This window comes from Treponema socranskii subsp. buccale, assembly GCF_024181585.1.
Lineage (GTDB): Bacteria > Spirochaetota > Spirochaetia > Treponematales > Treponemataceae > Treponema_D > Treponema_D buccale.
Genome location: NZ_CP054258.1, coordinates 2,224,739 through 2,241,302, shown reverse-complemented (window position 1 = coordinate 2,241,302; position 16,564 = coordinate 2,224,739). Strand labels below are relative to the sequence as shown.

Annotated in this window: 17 protein-coding genes and 1 pseudogene; 15 read left to right on the top strand and 3 right to left on the bottom strand. The window is 41.8% G+C overall.

What is annotated here, in order from left to right:
* Positions 1-21: 21 nt before the first annotated feature.
* Positions 22-876 carry an ATP phosphoribosyltransferase gene (gene hisG, locus HRI97_RS10150; protein ID WP_253725334.1) on the bottom strand — a complete coding sequence of 285 codons (855 nt, stop codon included), beginning with the start codon at positions 874-876 and terminating at the stop codon, positions 22-24.
* A gap of 321 nt (positions 877-1,197) precedes the next feature.
* On the opposite strand from hisG, the gene HRI97_RS10145 reads away from it, so the two are divergent.
* Both HRI97_RS10145 and HRI97_RS10140 read left to right on the top strand, forming a co-directional pair.
* A complete protein-coding gene (locus HRI97_RS10145) occupies positions 1,198-1,851 on the top strand; it encodes a DUF4230 domain-containing protein (RefSeq protein ID WP_253725332.1) in 654 nt (217 codons plus the stop codon).
* Between the two features lie 424 nt (positions 1,852-2,275).
* On the top strand, positions 2,276-3,589 hold the full coding sequence (locus HRI97_RS10140; RefSeq protein ID WP_253725330.1) for a solute carrier family 23 protein: 1,314 nt from the start codon (positions 2,276-2,278) through the stop codon (positions 3,587-3,589).
* Between the two features lie 121 nt (positions 3,590-3,710).
* Here HRI97_RS10140 and HRI97_RS10135 read toward each other — a convergent pair whose 3' ends face one another.
* The gene (locus HRI97_RS10135; protein ID WP_253725329.1) at positions 3,711-4,409 is read right to left on the bottom strand and encodes a Bax inhibitor-1/YccA family protein; all 699 of its coding nucleotides are present in this window, start codon (positions 4,407-4,409) and stop codon (positions 3,711-3,713) included.
* 387 nt (positions 4,410-4,796) lie between these two features.
* Here HRI97_RS10135 and HRI97_RS10130 point away from each other — a divergent pair, with 387 nt between their 5' ends.
* The 7 genes from HRI97_RS10130 to HRI97_RS10100 all read left to right on the top strand — a co-directional run bounded on the left by HRI97_RS10130 (position 4,797) and on the right by HRI97_RS10100 (position 11,929).
* The gene (locus tag HRI97_RS10130) at positions 4,797-5,933 is read left to right on the top strand and encodes an Mbeg1-like protein (RefSeq protein ID WP_253725328.1); all 1,137 of its coding nucleotides are present in this window, start codon (positions 4,797-4,799) and stop codon (positions 5,931-5,933) included.
* Positions 5,934-6,002: 69 nt separating this feature from the next.
* Positions 6,003-9,101, top strand: a complete 3,099-nt coding sequence (gene lon / locus HRI97_RS10125; RefSeq protein ID WP_253725327.1) for an endopeptidase La — start codon at positions 6,003-6,005, stop codon at positions 9,099-9,101.
* 250 nt (positions 9,102-9,351) lie between these two features.
* Positions 9,352-9,576 carry a DUF6364 family protein gene (locus HRI97_RS10120; protein ID WP_038081449.1) on the top strand — a complete coding sequence of 75 codons (225 nt, stop codon included), beginning with the start codon at positions 9,352-9,354 and terminating at the stop codon, positions 9,574-9,576.
* On the top strand, positions 9,569-9,991 hold the full coding sequence (locus tag HRI97_RS10115) for a PIN domain-containing protein (RefSeq protein WP_253725326.1): 423 nt from the start codon (positions 9,569-9,571) through the stop codon (positions 9,989-9,991). The genes HRI97_RS10120 and HRI97_RS10115 overlap by 8 nt, the downstream gene beginning before the upstream one ends.
* Before the next feature lie 158 nt (positions 9,992-10,149).
* Positions 10,150-10,503: a PM0498 family protein gene (locus tag HRI97_RS10110; protein WP_253725325.1), complete on the top strand. Its 354-nt coding sequence runs from the start codon at positions 10,150-10,152 to the stop codon at positions 10,501-10,503.
* A 35-nt stretch (positions 10,504-10,538) separates the two neighbouring features.
* Positions 10,539-10,964, top strand: coding sequence for a hypothetical protein (locus HRI97_RS10105; RefSeq protein WP_253725324.1), 426 nt, complete (start codon positions 10,539-10,541; stop codon positions 10,962-10,964).
* Between the two features lie 197 nt (positions 10,965-11,161).
* A complete protein-coding gene (locus HRI97_RS10100; protein WP_253725322.1) occupies positions 11,162-11,929 on the top strand; it encodes an LD-carboxypeptidase in 768 nt (255 codons plus the stop codon).
* A gap of 119 nt (positions 11,930-12,048) precedes the next feature.
* Here HRI97_RS10100 and HRI97_RS10095 read toward each other — a convergent pair whose 3' ends face one another.
* Positions 12,049-12,417, bottom strand: a complete 369-nt coding sequence (locus HRI97_RS10095; protein WP_253725321.1) for an EXLDI protein — start codon at positions 12,415-12,417, stop codon at positions 12,049-12,051.
* Positions 12,418-12,657: 240 nt separating this feature from the next.
* Here HRI97_RS10095 and HRI97_RS10090 point away from each other — a divergent pair, with 240 nt between their 5' ends.
* The 6 genes and pseudogenes from HRI97_RS10090 (at position 12,658) to HRI97_RS10070 (ending at position 16,560) form a co-directional block, all read left to right on the top strand.
* Positions 12,658-12,951, top strand: coding sequence for a S66 peptidase family protein (locus HRI97_RS10090; protein ID WP_253725320.1), 294 nt, complete (start codon positions 12,658-12,660; stop codon positions 12,949-12,951).
* A gap of 40 nt (positions 12,952-12,991) precedes the next feature.
* Positions 12,992-13,507, top strand: a complete 516-nt coding sequence (locus tag HRI97_RS10085; protein WP_253725319.1) for an HD domain-containing protein — start codon at positions 12,992-12,994, stop codon at positions 13,505-13,507.
* Between the two features lie 162 nt (positions 13,508-13,669).
* Complete coding sequence (locus HRI97_RS12650) at positions 13,670-13,855, top strand: type II toxin-antitoxin system RelE/ParE family toxin (RefSeq protein WP_366794543.1); 186 nt, start codon at positions 13,670-13,672, stop codon at positions 13,853-13,855.
* A 2-nt stretch (positions 13,856-13,857) separates the two neighbouring features.
* The gene (locus tag HRI97_RS10080) at positions 13,858-14,142 is read left to right on the top strand and encodes a hypothetical protein (RefSeq protein ID WP_253725318.1); all 285 of its coding nucleotides are present in this window, start codon (positions 13,858-13,860) and stop codon (positions 14,140-14,142) included.
* Between the two features lie 117 nt (positions 14,143-14,259).
* The gene (locus HRI97_RS10075) at positions 14,260-15,903 is read left to right on the top strand and encodes a hypothetical protein (RefSeq protein WP_253725317.1); all 1,644 of its coding nucleotides are present in this window, start codon (positions 14,260-14,262) and stop codon (positions 15,901-15,903) included.
* Positions 15,904-15,974: 71 nt separating this feature from the next.
* A pseudogene (locus HRI97_RS10070) lies at positions 15,975-16,560 on the top strand (SAP domain-containing protein).
* Positions 16,561-16,564 lie beyond the last annotated feature (4 nt).

Here is a 16,564-nt window from a genome sequence, read left to right as displayed (position 1 = left end):
CCCGCCGTTCGGCCTGTTGATTTATGCCAGCACTTTCCGAAGTTCGTATTCGAGGATATCGGCCGCTCCGAGTTTTTTCAGCTTCGGCAAAAGGAGCGGTACTTCGGATTTATCGACTGCAATTTTGACCGCATAGCCGTCGTCTCCGTACAGCGGAGAAACGGTCGGGCTTTTCATCGCGGGGATCTCTTTGATAAGCGTGTCGAAGATGTCTTTCGGACAGTTCATTTCGAGCATCACCTTATTGCGCGCATTGAGCACCGCTTCGAAAAGCATTTTCAGTTCGGCGATCTTTTGTTTTTTTTGCGGATCGGCGAGCGCCGCCTTCGATGCGAAAAAACACGTCGAACTTTTCAAAATCGTATCGACGATACGGAGTCCGTTTTCCTGCAGCGTGCGCCCCGTCGCCGTATTGTCGATGATCATATCGGCGTCGTCGGGCGGGAACACTTCGGTCGCACCGTACGTCCGCACGATGATACTGTCGATTTTTTTGCTTTCGAGCCACTTGCGCGCAATCTGTTCGTATTCGGTTGCGACGACGACTTTCTTCGTTTGAAGCGTGTGATCGTCGAGCGCATTCGGCACTGCCGCGACGATGCGCACTTTGTCGAAACCCAAATCCATTATTTCTTCGACATCGGCTTTCGTCTCTTCGATCCAGTCGCGGCCGGTAAAGCCCGCATCGTGAGAACCCAGCTCGAGCAGTTTGCCGATATTTTGCGGTTTCATCACTTTCGCTTCCAAATCGCTTTGATTGACGATGGGGCGGTACGCGCGTTCGGGCAAATCTACTTTGATACCCGCGCCGTTTAAGAGGCCGACAACGTTTTCGTAAATTCTTCCTTTGGGAAGGAGCAGTTTTAATTTTTCCATATATTTAAAACTATAGCCGAAAGGCCGGGATAAATCAACTCGAAATAATTGCAGGGGCAGGACGACACCCCCGTTCAGGGCAGGGGTTTCTTCCTGCCCCTGCGACCCCATCCTTTTTCCCCGTACTGCCAAAGGGGAAACCCCTTTGGAAACCCCGTGCCGGCGTTGCAATCGAATGCCGTTCGGGAGTCTTTGCCGCTGTTCGAGCATGGCTTCGCGGAACGCTTCGGGCGGAAAATATGTTTTCCAAAACAATAACCGATGGTATAATCAAAGATGCAGTGCGGCAAGTTCGTGCAAACGTTTTTATGGGAGATTGTTATGGAAAAAAAGAACTTATCGGTAGAAACGAAAAAGACGAAGGCGGGCGAAACGGGCAAAAAAATTATTAAAGCGGCTCAGCTTCCCCTACGGTACCTTTTGTTGAAAATCGTCCTTGCCGCGCTTCTTTTGTGCGCACTCGGAGCGGGCGTGTATTTCGGCAGGAAAAAAATCACTGAAATAAAACTTGCAAAAAAATATATGAGGATCGAACGGCAGCTCGTGCTGTGCCGCGAACTCGTTACGGTAAAACTGCGATACAGCGAAATCGTGAGCATAAAAAAAAGCGGTGCGCTCGGCGTCGCAAAAAGTTACAGCATCGTCAAATATTCAGGTATAGCGCGGGCGGGTATTGCCGACGTTTCAAAGATCGCTTCGACCGTTTCGAAAGACGGAAAATCCGTTTCGCTTACGCTTCCGAAATCCGAACTCCTCGGAAACGAAATCGCGTCGCAGGAAATCTTCGATGAAAAGCGCAGCATCTTCGTGCCCATCACGATGAAAGAAATCTTCGACGGGATCGAAGAGAGCAGAGCTGCCGCCGCGGAACGTCTTGTCGCCGAAGGTCTTTTGGATGACGCGGATGCGCAGGCACAGGCCGTCCTTCGCGCGTCGATGATCGCGCTCGGCTTTGAAAACGTTGCGATACGCTGACGAGAGACTGCGTTTGATTTTTTTTCGCGAAACGATAAAGGCCCGCTGCCCGCAAAGCGTGCAAGGGAGTGCGCGCGAAGGGAAGTCTTTCTCCTTATAAAATAAATTAATAAAAATTTCAAAAATCGATTGAAAAATAACCGCGTTCTTTTCAAAAAAAAACGCTTATGCTATACTGTGCCGATTCGTATCACACAGGAGACATGATAAAAAGCGCCGTCTGAAATATCGCCGTCGCTTTTTATCTCGAGTTTGCGCGGATGTTTGCAGAAGATGTGCATGCGTATTGTTTCGATAATAGACATATGAATATGATACACTTTATTTTGCAAACTCGATTATCTGACGTGTGCGCTTACGCGCACGACTAAAAACTTTTTCGAAAGTTGCAACTTTCTGCAAAAGTTTTTATGGGAGTTTCTTTATGAATTCATCGAAAATTTTAGGACCTCACGACAAACCGCCGCTCGCGCAGTGGATCCCGTTGAGTTTTCAGCACGTATTCGCCATGTTCGGGGCGACGATCCTCGTGCCGCTTTTGACGGGTTTGAGTCCGTCGACGGCACTTTTTACCGCGGGCACCGGAACGCTTATCTATATCCTTATTACGGGAGCGAAAGTGCCGGCATTTTTGGGATCGTCGTTCGCGTTTATTCCGGCGCTCATCGGTATCGGCGAGCAGTACGGCGCGGCCTATGCGATGGGAGGCGCGATCTGCGCGGGAATCTTTTACTGCGTCGTCGCATTGATTATTAAATTTACGGGCAAAGGCTGGATCGATAAAGCGCTTCCTCCGGTCGTTATCGGCTCGGTTATCGTCGTCATCGGTATGAATCTTGCACCGACGGCGATCAAAGAAGCGATGTACGTCGGATCGAGCGGTGCGATGCAGGATTATTCGCTTGTGTATCTGAGCATCGCCGTCGTAACGCTCGGCATCGCGATCGTCGCGACGATTTTTTTGAAAGGTTTTTTCAACACGATTTCGATATTGATAGGTCTTGTCGGCGGCTATCTCTTTGCTCTCGTTATGGGAGCCGTTTTCCCCGCATACCGCGTTATCGATTTTTCCGTCGTGCGCGAAGCGAAATGGTTTGCCCTTCCGTTTTTACAAACCGACGCGGCGGGAAAGTATTTTTGGCTCGCGCCTAAGTTCAATTTCGTCGCATCTCTCACCTTTGTGATCGTCTCGCTTGCTACGATCTGTGAACACTTGGGCGACACGCTGACGACTTCGCGCGTCGTCGGAAAAGATTTTTTGAAAGATCCCGGTTTGCACCGCACGCTCGTCGGCGACGGTCTTGCGACCGCGTGGGCTGCCGTGTGGGGCGGGCCGCCGAACACGACGTACGGAGAAAACATCGGCGTTATGGCGATTACGAAAGTGTACAGCGTGTGGGTTATCGGAGGAGCTGCGGTCATCGCCTTTGTGCTGTCTTTTTGTCAAAAATTCGGCGCCGTCATCCAAACGATTCCCGGTCCCGTACTCGGCGGCGTTTCGATGCTTTTGTACGGACTTATCGCATCCAGCGGTTTGCGTACGCTCGTCGAAGAAGGCGTCGATTACAAAGATAAACGTAATCTGACCATTTCATCGGTCGTCATGGTTATCGGTATCGGCGGCGGCATTTTGCAGTTTACCGTCGGAAGCGATTTCGTGTTCAGTTTGGGCGGAGTCGCGCTCTCGACCGTTGTCGGTATCATCTTGAATTTAATAATTCCGAAAACGGTGGAATAAGCACCGCCTGTAAAATAAAGCGCCCGCGCATCGGCTGTCCGATTGCGGGCGTTTTTTGCGTTTAATATCCGGCGCAAACCGCGCGGAGCTTATTATCTTAAAACTTCTTTCCGTATGTGTTTTACCGTCTGCGTCCGAAGAGGCGCAGGAGGGCGAGGAAGATATTGATAAAATCGAGATAGAGTTCGAGCGCGCCGATGATCGACGCTTTTTTGAACGTATCCGATCCGTCAGAATACTCCGCCGCCCTTAAAATCTTTTGCGAATCGTATGCGGTGAGCCCGACGAACACGACGACGATGATGAGCGAAATGAGCCACGAAAAGCCCGACGAGCGCAAAAATAAATTGATGAGCGAAGCGATGATGATACCCCACAGCGCCATTATCAGATAGCGGCCGAAAGAATTGAGGTTTTGCTTCGTCACCGCACCGTAGAGACACATACCGCCGAACATTCCCGCGGCTGCGAGAAAGGTATAGGTTATCGCCGTGCCCGTGTAGACGAGAAAGATAGATGAAAGGGTCAAACCGTTCAGCGCCGAATAAACGATAAACGCGACCGATGCCGCAGCGGGAGAGATTTTTCGGATGGACGCCGAAAGCCACCACACGAGCGCTATTTCTCCGATCGCGACGACCCAAAAGCCGATGCCGCTTCCTCCGAACAGGAGCTTCAGCAGCGCTGTGTTTCCCGCCGTAATATATGCGCTTGCCGCGCTGATGACGAGCGCGAGCGCCATCCATCCGTACGTGCGTGTAAGAAATTTGCGTTTTTCGTTTTCTACCGCACGTGTGCCGATCGAATCGTATTGTTCCATATCTCTATGCTCCTCTGTGCAATTCCGATTTTCCCCGACGGGGATCTGTTATAAATATACACATAGATTATACCATAAGATATAATTTTCTGCTATAATTAAATATACAAGTGAGAATTAGGGCAAGGACACCGGAAGTGTATACTCACAAAAGAAGCGATACATAAAAAAAGGCGGAACGCGAGGCAGCGGAACTGCCGCCGAACCGCTCTGATCGATGGCAAGCAATCTTTTGTCAAAAAGATTGCGCAGTCCGATTCCGCTCACGGTCAGTCGCGGTGAACGGCAGGGGTGCTGCCGGGAGTGCAGCCGTTTTTTACGATGACGTTTTTTGAGAAATATATAGTTTTCGGTGACCTTGCCATCAAGCGAGAATAGTGAGGTTGTATGGCAAATATCATCGACTATATTGCGTGGCGCGGCGACTTGCCGTTTTCCGTCGTTCCGTTCAACGATATCGATTCGCTCATCCTGTGTCAGATTTCATATCTCGATTTCGGCGGCATCGTAAGTGAAAGTTTTAAAGAATGCGTAACGCTGAAGGATGCAGCCGAGCGGTTTCGAAACGCGAAGGATTTTTCGGCGCGGCGCAAAGTCGGCGCTATGATCAATTCTCTCACGGCGGATCTTTTGTTCGCCGCCGCTTTTTCGCGGCGTTTCGGGGATGTAAAAGTCTGCGGCTATACGGCGCGCTTCGATCCGAAAAAAGAAGAGCAGTTTTCCGCTATGACTTTTTTGACCGGCGATAAGTACGCCTTTGTCGCGTTCCGCGGTACCGACGATACGATAATCGGCTGGAAAGAGGATTTCAATATGGGCGTCCTCAAAACCGTGCCGGCTCAAATCGATGCGCTGTGCTATTTGACCGAAGCGATGACATCGATACGTATTCGTTTCCGTGCAGGCGGGCATTCGAAAGGCGGAAACCTTTCAATCTATGCCGCCGCAAACGTCGATCGTAAATTCAAAAAACGCATTTCCTGCGTATACAATAACGACGGTCCCGGCTTCCGCAAAGAGACCGTCGCCTCGTCCGAATTCCGCGAACTCGTACCGAAAATACGTTCGTTTTATCCGCAGCTTTCCATCGTCGGCATGCTCTTTTCGCACGCAGGCTCGTACACCGTCGTCGAAAGCGAGCAGTCGGGCATTATGCAGCATGATCCGTTTTCGTGGCATTTGACGAAAGACGGTTTCGTTTCGCTTTCGGGATTCGATCCTGCAAGCAAATGGTTTCACGACACGTTCAACGCGTGGTTCCTCGAATTGCCCGATGCCGAGCGTTCGCGTTTTGTCACTACGCTTTTTAAAGTGCTTGAGGCGACCGACGCAAAGACGAATTCGGAACTCGAAAAAAACTGGTGGCAGAATTCCGCAAAGATCGTCGGCGCGTTTGCAAAGCTCGACGGTCCGTCGCGCGACAATATCATCAAAACGGTGCAGCTGCTGTTTCAAATCGGACACAGACATTTGCCGCAGGCACGATTTTTGCCGCACGATGCTTCGAAGAAAAAAAATCGATAAATTTCCGGAACGGATAAGAATATAATTTCCGGCGTAGACTATTTCATATTTAGGGAGTATATTTGTTCTATGGCAAAGAAAGATATTGACAATAACGATTCAAACGTATCGATTTCACAGTCTGAACTGGATAAGGCTTTTAACAACAAAAAAGCGGCTTCCGACGCGCCGGCGGATAAAAAAATTGTAAAAAAACCGTCGTCGACAAAGGAGATCCTTCCTGCAGATCAGGCGCTTCCGGTAAAGCTTTTGCTCATTCCGCTGCAGGGACGTCCGATTTTTCCGGGCATCTTTACGCCTCTTATGATCAGCTCTTCCGACGATACGAAAGTAATCGAAGAAGTGTGTTCGGGCGACGGCTATATCGGCATCGTCATGCTGAAAAACGAAACGGAAAATCCGTCGGTGTCCGATCTCTACGAAGTCGGTACGATCGCGCGGATTATTAAAAAAATCAATTTACCCGACGGCGGGCTCAACGTATTTATTTCGACGCTCAAGCGCTTCCGCATTCGAAAAGCGCTGCACGCGACGACGCCGATGGCGGCTGCAGTCGATTACCTCGACGACGAAGAGGACGATACGTTTGAAGTGAAAGCGCTCACGCGCGCGCTGTTGAGTGAAATGAAAGAAGTGTCCGAAAACAACCCGCTCTTTTCCGAAGAGATGCGATTGAACATGGTGAACATCGATCATCCCGGAAAAATCGCCGATTTTATTGCGTCCATTCTCAATATCGATAAAGCCGATCAGCAAAAAGTGCTCGAAACGGTAAACGTACGCCGGCGCATGGAGCAAGTGCTCATCTATATTAAAAAAGAGCAGGAGCTTTTACGCGTTCAGAAAAAAATCCAAAACGAACTCAACGAACGTGTCGAAAAAAATCAGCGCGAATATTTTCTCCGCGAAGAGCTGAAGTCGATTCAGGAAGAGCTCGGCACGGACGCCGAAGGCAACGCGACCGATTATCAAAAGTTTAAAAAGAAAGCGGAGGAATTTCATTTTGAAGGCGAGATAAAAGAAACGGTCGACAACGAACTCGAAAAATTCAATCTCATGGATCCGAATTCCGCCGAATACATCGGCACGCGGAATTTCCTCGAACTCGTCACGCAGCTTCCGTGGAACGACAAACCTGCGGAAAATTATAGCCTCGACGAAGCGAAAAAAATTCTTGAGCGCGATCACTTCGGCCTCGACGACGTAAAAAAACGCATCATGGAATTTTTATCGGTGCGTAAACTCAAGCAGGATGCGAAGGGCAGCATACTGCTGCTCGTCGGTCCTCCGGGCGTAGGCAAAACGAGTATCGGGCATTCGGTTGCGGATGCGATGCACAAACCTTTCTATCGATTTTCCGTCGGCGGTCTTCGCGACGAAGCGGAGATCAAAGGGCACCGCAGAACTTATATCGGCGCGCTGCCCGGAAAAATCATCCAAGGTTTGCGCACGACGAAAACGAGAGCTCCCGTCTTTATGATCGACGAAATCGACAAGATGGGGCAAAGCTATCAGGGAGATCCCGCGAGCGCTCTGCTCGAAGTGCTCGATCCCGAACAGAATGTCGGCTTCCGCGACAACTATCTCGATTTGCCGTTCGATATCTCCGACATATTTTTTATCCTCACCGCGAACACGCTCGATTCGATCCCCGAACCGCTGCTCGACCGCGCCGAAGTCATTCAGCTGCCGGGCTATATCGATCAGGAAAAAATTGAAATCGCAAAGCGCTATCTCATTCCGAAAAATCTTAATAAAAACGGACTTGAAAAAAATCAAGTGCAGTATACGAAAGAAGCTCTTTTGATGATCGCCGAAGAGTACGCGCGCGAAGCCGGTGTGCGCAATTACGAAAAGAGCGTCGATAAAATCCACCGTAAGATCGTCACCGAACTCATGGAAGAAGCTGAGAAAAAAGCGGAAGCAGCGGCAGCAAAAAAGAAAAAGGAAAAGGAGGCCGAACTCGCTGTAAAAAAAGCACAGGGCGAGCGTATCCTCACGCAGGCGGAAATCGACAAACTCGTCAAAGCGAACCGCGATTTGACGCAGGCGGAAATCGATTCGCTCGTGGAGTCCCGTTGGAAGCTTTCGCAGGACGACATCGATCTGCTTGTAAAGAAAAATAAAAACCTCACGCAGGCGGAAATCGATAAGCTCGTAGCCGCAAAACGCGAAAGCGAAAAGGTGTCCGCCGCCGATTTCGTCGACAGAACGAAAAAATATACGATCGATGTGAAAGCCCTTGACAAATACCTCGGCAAACCCGTCTTCGACGAAAGCGAAATCAAAAAGGCGGACGTCGCGGGAACGGCGATCGGTTTGGCGTGGACGAGTATGGGAGGGGACACGCTGCTCATCGAAAGCATCGCGTATCCGAGCGCAAAGGGCGGACTGCAGCTTACCGGCCAAATGGGCGACGTGATGAAGGAGAGCGCGCAGATCGCGATCAATTGGGTAAAAGAGCAAGTGCTTTCGAAAAAATTAAAGAGCGAAGAGTGGTTTGAAAAGAATATAATTCACTTGCATATTCCCGAAGGCGCGGTCAAAAAAGACGGACCTTCCGCCGGCATTACGATGGCGACGGCATTTATGTCGCTGCTCACCGGAAAAATTATTAAGGGGCATCTTGCGATGACGGGCGAGCTTTCGCTTACGGGGCAGGTTTTGCCGATCGGAGGTCTCAGGGAAAAGACCGTCGCGGCCAGGCGGAACGGCATCAAAACGATTTTGATTCCGAAAGCGAACGTGCGCGATCTCTCCGATATTCCCGATCACGTAAAGGCGGGTATTACGTTTATACCCGTAACTCGCGCCGAAGAAGTGATGCAGCACGCGTTTTCCGGAAACGGAAAGGCGGCATCGTTTTCCGCGACGCCGGCCGTGAAAAAGAGTGCGGTGAAAAAAAGCGCGACGAAAAAAAGTATTCGGGCGGAACGCGCGGTAAAAAGCGGTACAGTCAAAACGGCCGAAAAAAAATCGCCGGCGAAAAAATCCTCAAGAAACGCTGACGGCGGAAAGTCGTCGGCGGCAAAAAAGGATACAAGCCGGCGCGGGAAATCACCTGCAAAACAAAGCGGCGGGAAATCGTCCGCTTCGAAAAAGGGCGCAGTGAAGGCGAAAAAGCCCGCCGTAAAAAAAGACACGGGAAAATCGCGTAAAGGAAAATAAAGCTTGCCGTTCGCGCGGGTGTTTGAACGGCACCCGCCGTCGGCGTGCGGCGCACGCGGTACTTGCGGGGTGCGATGTTTTGGAGGGAAATCTATGAAAATTGTAACTTTTTGGGAAATTAAAAAGTATTTTCTTACAGATTAGAAAATAAACGAATAACCATTAATCTTAATTTAAAAATCTGTTTTTTATCTATTTTCTCTTGACTTTATCAATGTGCGCACTTAAACTGTGTTAGCAAGGAGTGTTTATGAAAAATATAACTCTATCAATTGATGAAACTGTTTTACAGGCAGGCCGAGAATACGCCAGGAATCATAATATCTCATTCAATTCTCTTGTAAGAAAACTTGTCGAGCAAACGGTTGTGACCAATAAAGATTACTGGCTTCATGATACTTTTTCACTTATGGACACATTAAATGCAACATCAGGCAATGAGAAATGGACAAGGGAAGAATTATATCGTGTCTAAAGTATTTATTGATACCAATATACTTGTTTATACACTTAACTCAACAGATTCATATAAGCAGACTAAAGCTCGGGAAATAATGGAGAAAGTCGTAGATTTTCATCAGCCGGTAATATCAACACAAGTACTTAAAGAATTCTATGTAGTTGCAACAACTAAATTGAAGGCGGATCGAATAATTGTCAAAAATATTATACACAATTTTTGTAATATTGAAATTGTTCAAAATGATTTGGAACTGATAGAACAAGCAATAGATATCAGTGTCATTTCACAATTATCATTTTGGGATTCATTGATAATAGCTGCTGCAGAGAAAGCAAAATGTGAATTTATTATTTCCGAAGATTTAAATCCGGGACAGACATATCGTGGAGTAATGGTAATAAATCCATTTAAAGAAGATGTGTTCTAACACCTGCTTCAATGCTGACATTGCGGACAAGCCTTGTTGCAGGTTAAGCGGAAGTTATGGCGACCACTTTTGGGTGCGAGGCTTTATAAAAAGATATGAATTGTTTTAAGACTATTATCGAATTACAAGATATTCTCTTCCCGAAATTTTATACAGCAATGGATTCTGAAAAGAATGAATATATATTTTTAAAAACTCAAGATTCAATGATAAATTTATTGGATAAAGTATCTGATAAAACACAATTAGAGGCCTATGAAAATCATATTCATATTTGCGGTAAAGTTAAAAAACGTGCTCAACATATAGCCATAACTTCTGCAAAATTAATTACGAAAAATTTAATTGAAAATTTAAAAACAAGTTTTCCAAATAAAAATTTTTATGTCTATTTGGATTGTGATTTTAACGATCGTATTATAGTAAGATTTCATCAATTATGGGAAAATGAAAAACCGTATTATGATGTAAAAGATTTTCCAAATATCGAAGTATTTAAAATTGAAGCGTAGCTTTTAAAAATATAGATGAGGATAAAAATAATTTTATGGTTTTAAAAAATTTAATAATTCCATTTACATTAATAAATAAAAGAAAACATAATTCATTAAAAATATCTGATTATCCGGTGTTTTATTATAAAAATAAGAATGCTCAGCAAGAAAATATAAAATTTGGTGTGCGAATCCTCTTTTGGACCGGAATGGTTGGATACGGTAAAAATTTCAAAGAAGCATTTGGAAAACTTTCTGAAAAGTTCGATTTATACAAAAAAAATAATGAATATTTACCAAAACCATGGGAAAGAAAAAGATTGGAATTTGCATCAGATGAGAAAATTCTAAAAAATGAATGTTTTGCAGTAGAATTTTTTGATAAAATTCTTGGTATGGATTTTTACAAAGGATTTTTTTCTGATGAAACATATCTGGAATTCTTCTATTGTGATGTTGATGATGACAAGAAAGAATAAAAAAAGGAATCATAGAAAAGGTAAAATCATATTATGGTGTCGATATAAGAGATGTTTATGATTTTGCTTTGCCGGATGTATTTGAGTTTATAGATAAAAATCGTATAACATGAGATTTGTAACCGACACATGGTCAAGCCGCGCTGTGGCACAAGCAATTGATAGTGGACGCCCGCACCGGAGCACCGGAGGTAAAATTGATAAAAAAGGTAGCAATAATAAGTCTTTCAAGCGGAATTCTCGGAGAACCGTTTGTTCGGCATGAAGTAAAGATTGGGATGAAAAGGCTCCATGATTACGGTCTTGAAGTCGTTACTACTGAAAATGCCTTAAAAGGAATCACGTATTTGTCCGAGCACCCTGAATCAAGGGCAAAGGATTTGTTAAATGCTTTGAACGATAAATCCGTAGATATGATTTTATGTGCGATAGGCGGAGATGATACATACCGTCTTTTACCGTATCTTTTTGAAAACGATGAGCTTAAAAAAGCTGTTGAAAATAATAAAAAAATATTTTTAGGCTATTCCGATGCAACAATAAATCATTTTATGCTGCATAAAGCAGGTTTACATACTTTTTACGGTCAGGCCTTTCTTCCGGATATTTGTGAACTTGATACTGAGATGCTTCCGTATACGAGTAAGTATTTTGAAGAATTGATTCGTACCGGAACGATAAGGGAAATACGGCCGAGTGAATATTGGTATGAAGAAAGAAAATCATTCGATGAATCTCAAATCGGTGTTCCCAAAAATAAACATAAAAATTTAGGCTTTGAACTTTTACAAGGCAGTGCTGCATTTAACGGGCAAATTTTAGGCGGCTGCATAGAATCCGTTTATGATATGCTTGATAATTCCCGTTATTCCGACACAGTTGATTTGTGTACAAAATATAATTTATTTCCGGCACCGGACGATTGGACGAATAAAATTCTTATAGCTATTATTCTATCTTTATAATCACACACAAGCTGTGCTTCAAGCTCGTTTCGACAAAGTGTAACAGTATAATTATCCAAGTTTCTTATATATCAACCTGAAAAGGTTGCTTATATAATTAATTATAAGTAAATACAGTACTATATATCCAATCTTTCTACGATCTCTCCATTTTTTTCTTTCAGTATGAGCTTTTTAATAATCTTTTCATCAAGGTACTTTGAAAACGAATTTAAGTCCTGTGATACCTCAAATACGGTATTTCGTTTCATTTCATTTGTATCAAAATTAGAATCATATTTTCTCTTACCACTCCAATAATTCCAATTCACATCTGTTCTTTCATAGTAAACATAATTTTTCTTTTTAGTACTATAAATCCTTTTAGATGTCAATGTCTTTTTGTCTTCAGATGTAAAAACATCAGAATACAGCTTTATTCCATAAAAAACTTTGTATTCGCTGATTTTATCATTGGAAACATTTAGTTTAATTTCTTCATACTCCATCTTATGCTCCCTCCATATATTTAAATATTTTTAGGTAAAGCCGGTACTTTTTAAGACTTAATATTCAATATATTTTTTTTTTATTCTAATACTATAAGTGTATAATATTTACAGCAAAAAGACAATATATTATGCACAAATAATGATTTTATTAGCTCAAGTATTGATTTTTTTAATGTGCTGACCCAATTTTGAGCATTAGAAATTCGGATATTTTAATCTATTTTTCATACTGGTCCTATGCTTCTCGAATCGAGTGAAGAGAAAGCTCCTCCTGAGCTATATAAAAAGATGCTGATAAAACTGAAAGAAACAGGTATCTTTTCCGTAATAAAGGGAATTATCGTCGGCAAACCTATGGATGAAGCGTATTATAACGATTATAAAAAAATGCTGATTGAAATAGCAGCAGATTCAAATCTGCCGATTGTTTATAATGTAAACATAGGACATTCGTCTCCGAAATGTATTATTCCTTTTGGCGTAACGGCTTACGTCGATACACGAGAGCAAGTCATTAGATTTGAGGAATAGTATATAATATGCTGAAAAACAGCGAAGGGAAAATCATAGAATGGATTCGTCGGAAAAACGGAAATTAATTATTAATAAAATCAATTACTGTGAAAAGAACGGCAGATTTTCACTTGAAAAAGAATTTATTCAGCATGGTAATTTTTCAGTTTATAGGCACAGCATTAGTGTTGCAATTTTGAGTTTGGACATTGCAAGTAAATTTAATCTTCGAGTTGACTATGATAGTTTAGTTCGGGGCGCACTGCTGCATGATTATTTTCTATATAATTGGCATACGCATAAAACTTTTCCTTGTGCTCATGGATTTGCACATCCGTTTATTGCCTTAAAAAATGCGAAGGAAGATTTTTCTCTTACCAATCATGAAAAAGATATAATAGTGCATCATATGTTTCCTTTGGTTCCGTTGCCGCCGCTCACACCGGAAGGCTGGATAGTTTGTATTTCAGACAAGATATGTGCCGGCTATGAAACTGTCTATGCAATAGGAATAGCTTTGAAAAAAATGGTATATTTAATTTATTTACAAACAAAAAAGCTGTTTGTATTGTGAAATCACATAACGTCGTTTTCAAAGCCGATAAATCGCGTTACGGTTTAAAATAATGTTATGTGCATAACGCGGAGAGTTGGAATGTAAATATAAAATGGTAAAAAAATGGATAGATAAATAAGTTGAGAATATTTGAAAATATGAAAAGATTGAACAAAGGGAATCGAGTTTGTAAAAGTAAAGCCTCTTCAGAAAAAGGTTTATGAAATTAAATCAAATGAACTCAGGTCTTTATTTAAGTACAAAGAAGGAAGAATTATTGTAATAGGAGTTGTGTTTGTAAAGAAAACACAGAAAACTCCAAAAGAAACTATAAAACTTGCGGAAAAACGTTTGAAGGAGGTCTGATCATGGAATATGTATATGTAAAAGATTCGGAAGGTTATGTTTTTAAGAAATTGGAATCAGAACTTTCTCATGATGAAAAAATTATTTCTGAAAAGGAATATTTGAAAACATCCGGGCTTGCTGCGTATGCGAAAGAATTTGGATATGGCGGTGCAAGAAAAAATGCCGGAAGAAAAAGGAAATTCGGCTCTCTTTTGAAATTTCAAATTCGTGTAACGCAGGAAGAAAAAGATTTTATTACTTATGCAAGAGAAAATCATATAAACTATACTGCAATGATGAAATAAATACCGTCTAACACAGCTTTCAAAGCCGACAACGCAGTCGAGCTACGTGCAGTACAGGTAATTGTTAGACGGACGGCTGCTAGCGTGAAATATAATAAAAACAACTGGGAGCTTGAAATGATTTCAATTGAAATAATAAAAAAAGGAATCGAAAAATTAAAAATTTTACCTCAAACATATAAAAAAATTAAAGTAACAGAAATGATGTCTGTATACATAAATAAAACTTTAGATTATTGCAATGTGGGCGTTTTCCCAGCTCTTATTAGTAATTGTTATATATCTCAAGCGTTAGATTCTAATAACTGGGATTTATCTTATGGAGATGGATATCCGGGATTTTCATATATCGATGATAATTATATTTACTCAAGGACAAATACTGATAATATAGAGCCGCTTATTTTATTACGAAATTTTCAAGGAATCTACAGGGAACAATTAGAAATATGTGAAGAGTTTCGGCTTTATCATAATTTACATACGGATGATGGAAAATCTTATTATAAAATTGAATCAGACGGCTCTTCCAGTTTAGTTGCAAAAATCGAATTAACTAAAAATGAACAGATTGTATCAATTCGTCTTTTCGAACTTAAACAGTTTTTAGCAGCTAAAAATATGGTTCTTTCTATTCAATTTGATGGAAAGATATATTCTCCATTCTCTTTAGAATGCTTAGCTCTTAGCGAAATTAATGACAGTGTAGCCAATTCTATTGAAAATTACTCATGTGTATTAAAAGATACTGCCAATCTATTATGTCCAGAATATCAAAGTTGTTTATATTTATTAGGAAAAATATTTATTAGCTCATTTGAAAAAAATAAATGTGGAATTTGGCCATATAATGAAAAGAAAAAGTATGAAAATTATATAATAGGCATTGACGATAATGGTAATGAAATTATCGCAAATTCGAATCCAAAGGATTTAGGAAACTTTTTTCAAAGTAATAATGAAAATCCTTCATATTTAACACCAGTCTTTTTTAATAAAGAAGTACTTGATAAATATTACAAACATTCAACTATGTATAATGTAGAAGCTGGATTTGTAGGATGTGGTGGTCTTTGGGGACTTCCGATTGATAATGATATTCCAAATAATAAAATTGTAGTTTGGCTTGGAGATTTAGGACAAAATTTACCCTATTCAGAACAAAAATATTGGCGAGGTTTCAATATTGTTCCAGACGGTGGTATAAGTAAAGCATTTTTTAATCAACAGATTCTAGGAAAATGGTGTACTTCAAAACAACCTGATTTAGTATTTAAATCAAAATATTACAAATTGTATGATAAATCATTTAAAATATGGGGTTGGTATTTTTATTTACCTTTGTTACATGGAGATGAGCATTGCTTCTCAGATATAAAGATACCAACTTCTGATGAGAATTCAGAATTTGATTCTCTTATTTTATGTCTTACAAAATGTTTAATTGACTCTTTGAATGAAAAAGACATGAAAAAGAAATTAGCTCCGCAGGATTTTGATAAACCGGGAATTGAAAAAGTAATTTGCTTTTTAGAAGAAAATAAAATTGTTATAGAACAGGAAAATATATCCTTCCTTAAAAATTTACAAGCTCTTCGTTCATCTTTATCTGCACATAGAAAAGGAGAAAGATTTTTTAAGTTAATGAAAAAGTTAGGATATGACAAATTGTCGAATAGAGATATTTTTATTGATTTATTAAATAAAGCAAATTTATATTTAGATTGGCTCGATGAAATTATTGAAGAAATATCCGTCTGACACCGTTTTTAAAGCCGACAGGCAGTCAAGCCTCGGGTAATTAATCTATAGTAAAGGGACTGTCCTGAGTTATGACAATAAAAGAATTCGAAAATAAATATCGGTATATGAGTGAACGCAAAGTATTGGCAAAATCGCTTGAAATTCCCTTTGATTCAAGAACACGAAAGGATCAGCTCGAAGAGCTGATTATTCAATTTTTGCAAACCGGAACGGTAAATCAAAAGAAACATTTTCGGAGTAAAAACCGGAATACAGATATATTGAATAATAGCAGTTATGTTGAAAATTTCAGCAACAAAAAGGAAACAGGGGAATTCATACATGGTGAAATGGATAAGCGAGTCCGGGGACTGAAACCGAAATCGGGGGCAAAGTATTGGCTTAATCGATGGATTGAAGACAAACTTTCTCATGATGAAAAAATAACGTATAACGATGTGGTTTGTGAGTATATTCGTTTAAATAAAACCGAAGGGAAGCTTCCGCAAATTCCATCCTGCAAATTCAATAACTTTATAAGTGATTATCTCGCAAATGAAAAAAGATGCAACAAGAGAAGATGCTTTGGGAGACTGGGATAGACTGAAAGATATGAAGGTTAAAAAAGATTATGTAACTTGGAAAAAGAAACAATATACTCCGACGCACGAATAAACAT

What these genes read in the sequence shown, in the direction of transcription:
- hisG (WP_253725334.1), bottom strand. Translation starts at nt 876, where the DNA reads ATGGAAAAATTAAAACTGCTCCTTCCCAAAGGAAGAATTTACGAAAAC.
- HRI97_RS10145 (WP_253725332.1), top strand. Translation starts at nt 1,198, where the DNA reads ATGGAAAAAAAGAACTTATCGGTAGAAACGAAAAAGACGAAGGCGGGC.
- HRI97_RS10140 (WP_253725330.1), top strand. Translation starts at nt 2,276, where the DNA reads ATGAATTCATCGAAAATTTTAGGACCTCACGACAAACCGCCGCTCGCG.
- HRI97_RS10135 (WP_253725329.1), bottom strand. Translation starts at nt 4,409, where the DNA reads ATGGAACAATACGATTCGATCGGCACACGTGCGGTAGAAAACGAAAAA.
- HRI97_RS10130 (WP_253725328.1), top strand. Translation starts at nt 4,797, where the DNA reads ATGGCAAATATCATCGACTATATTGCGTGGCGCGGCGACTTGCCGTTT.
- lon (WP_253725327.1), top strand. Translation starts at nt 6,003, where the DNA reads ATGGCAAAGAAAGATATTGACAATAACGATTCAAACGTATCGATTTCA.
- HRI97_RS10120 (WP_038081449.1), top strand. Translation starts at nt 9,352, where the DNA reads ATGAAAAATATAACTCTATCAATTGATGAAACTGTTTTACAGGCAGGC.
- HRI97_RS10110 (WP_253725325.1), top strand. Translation starts at nt 10,150, where the DNA reads ATGGATTCTGAAAAGAATGAATATATATTTTTAAAAACTCAAGATTCA.
- HRI97_RS10105 (WP_253725324.1), top strand. Translation starts at nt 10,539, where the DNA reads ATGGTTTTAAAAAATTTAATAATTCCATTTACATTAATAAATAAAAGA.
- HRI97_RS10095 (WP_253725321.1), bottom strand. Translation starts at nt 12,417, where the DNA reads ATGGAGTATGAAGAAATTAAACTAAATGTTTCCAATGATAAAATCAGC.
- HRI97_RS10090 (WP_253725320.1), top strand. Translation starts at nt 12,658, where the DNA reads ATGCTTCTCGAATCGAGTGAAGAGAAAGCTCCTCCTGAGCTATATAAA.
- HRI97_RS10085 (WP_253725319.1), top strand. Translation starts at nt 12,992, where the DNA reads ATGGATTCGTCGGAAAAACGGAAATTAATTATTAATAAAATCAATTAC.
- HRI97_RS10080 (WP_253725318.1), top strand. Translation starts at nt 13,858, where the DNA reads ATGGAATATGTATATGTAAAAGATTCGGAAGGTTATGTTTTTAAGAAA.
- HRI97_RS10075 (WP_253725317.1), top strand. Translation starts at nt 14,260, where the DNA reads ATGATTTCAATTGAAATAATAAAAAAAGGAATCGAAAAATTAAAAATT.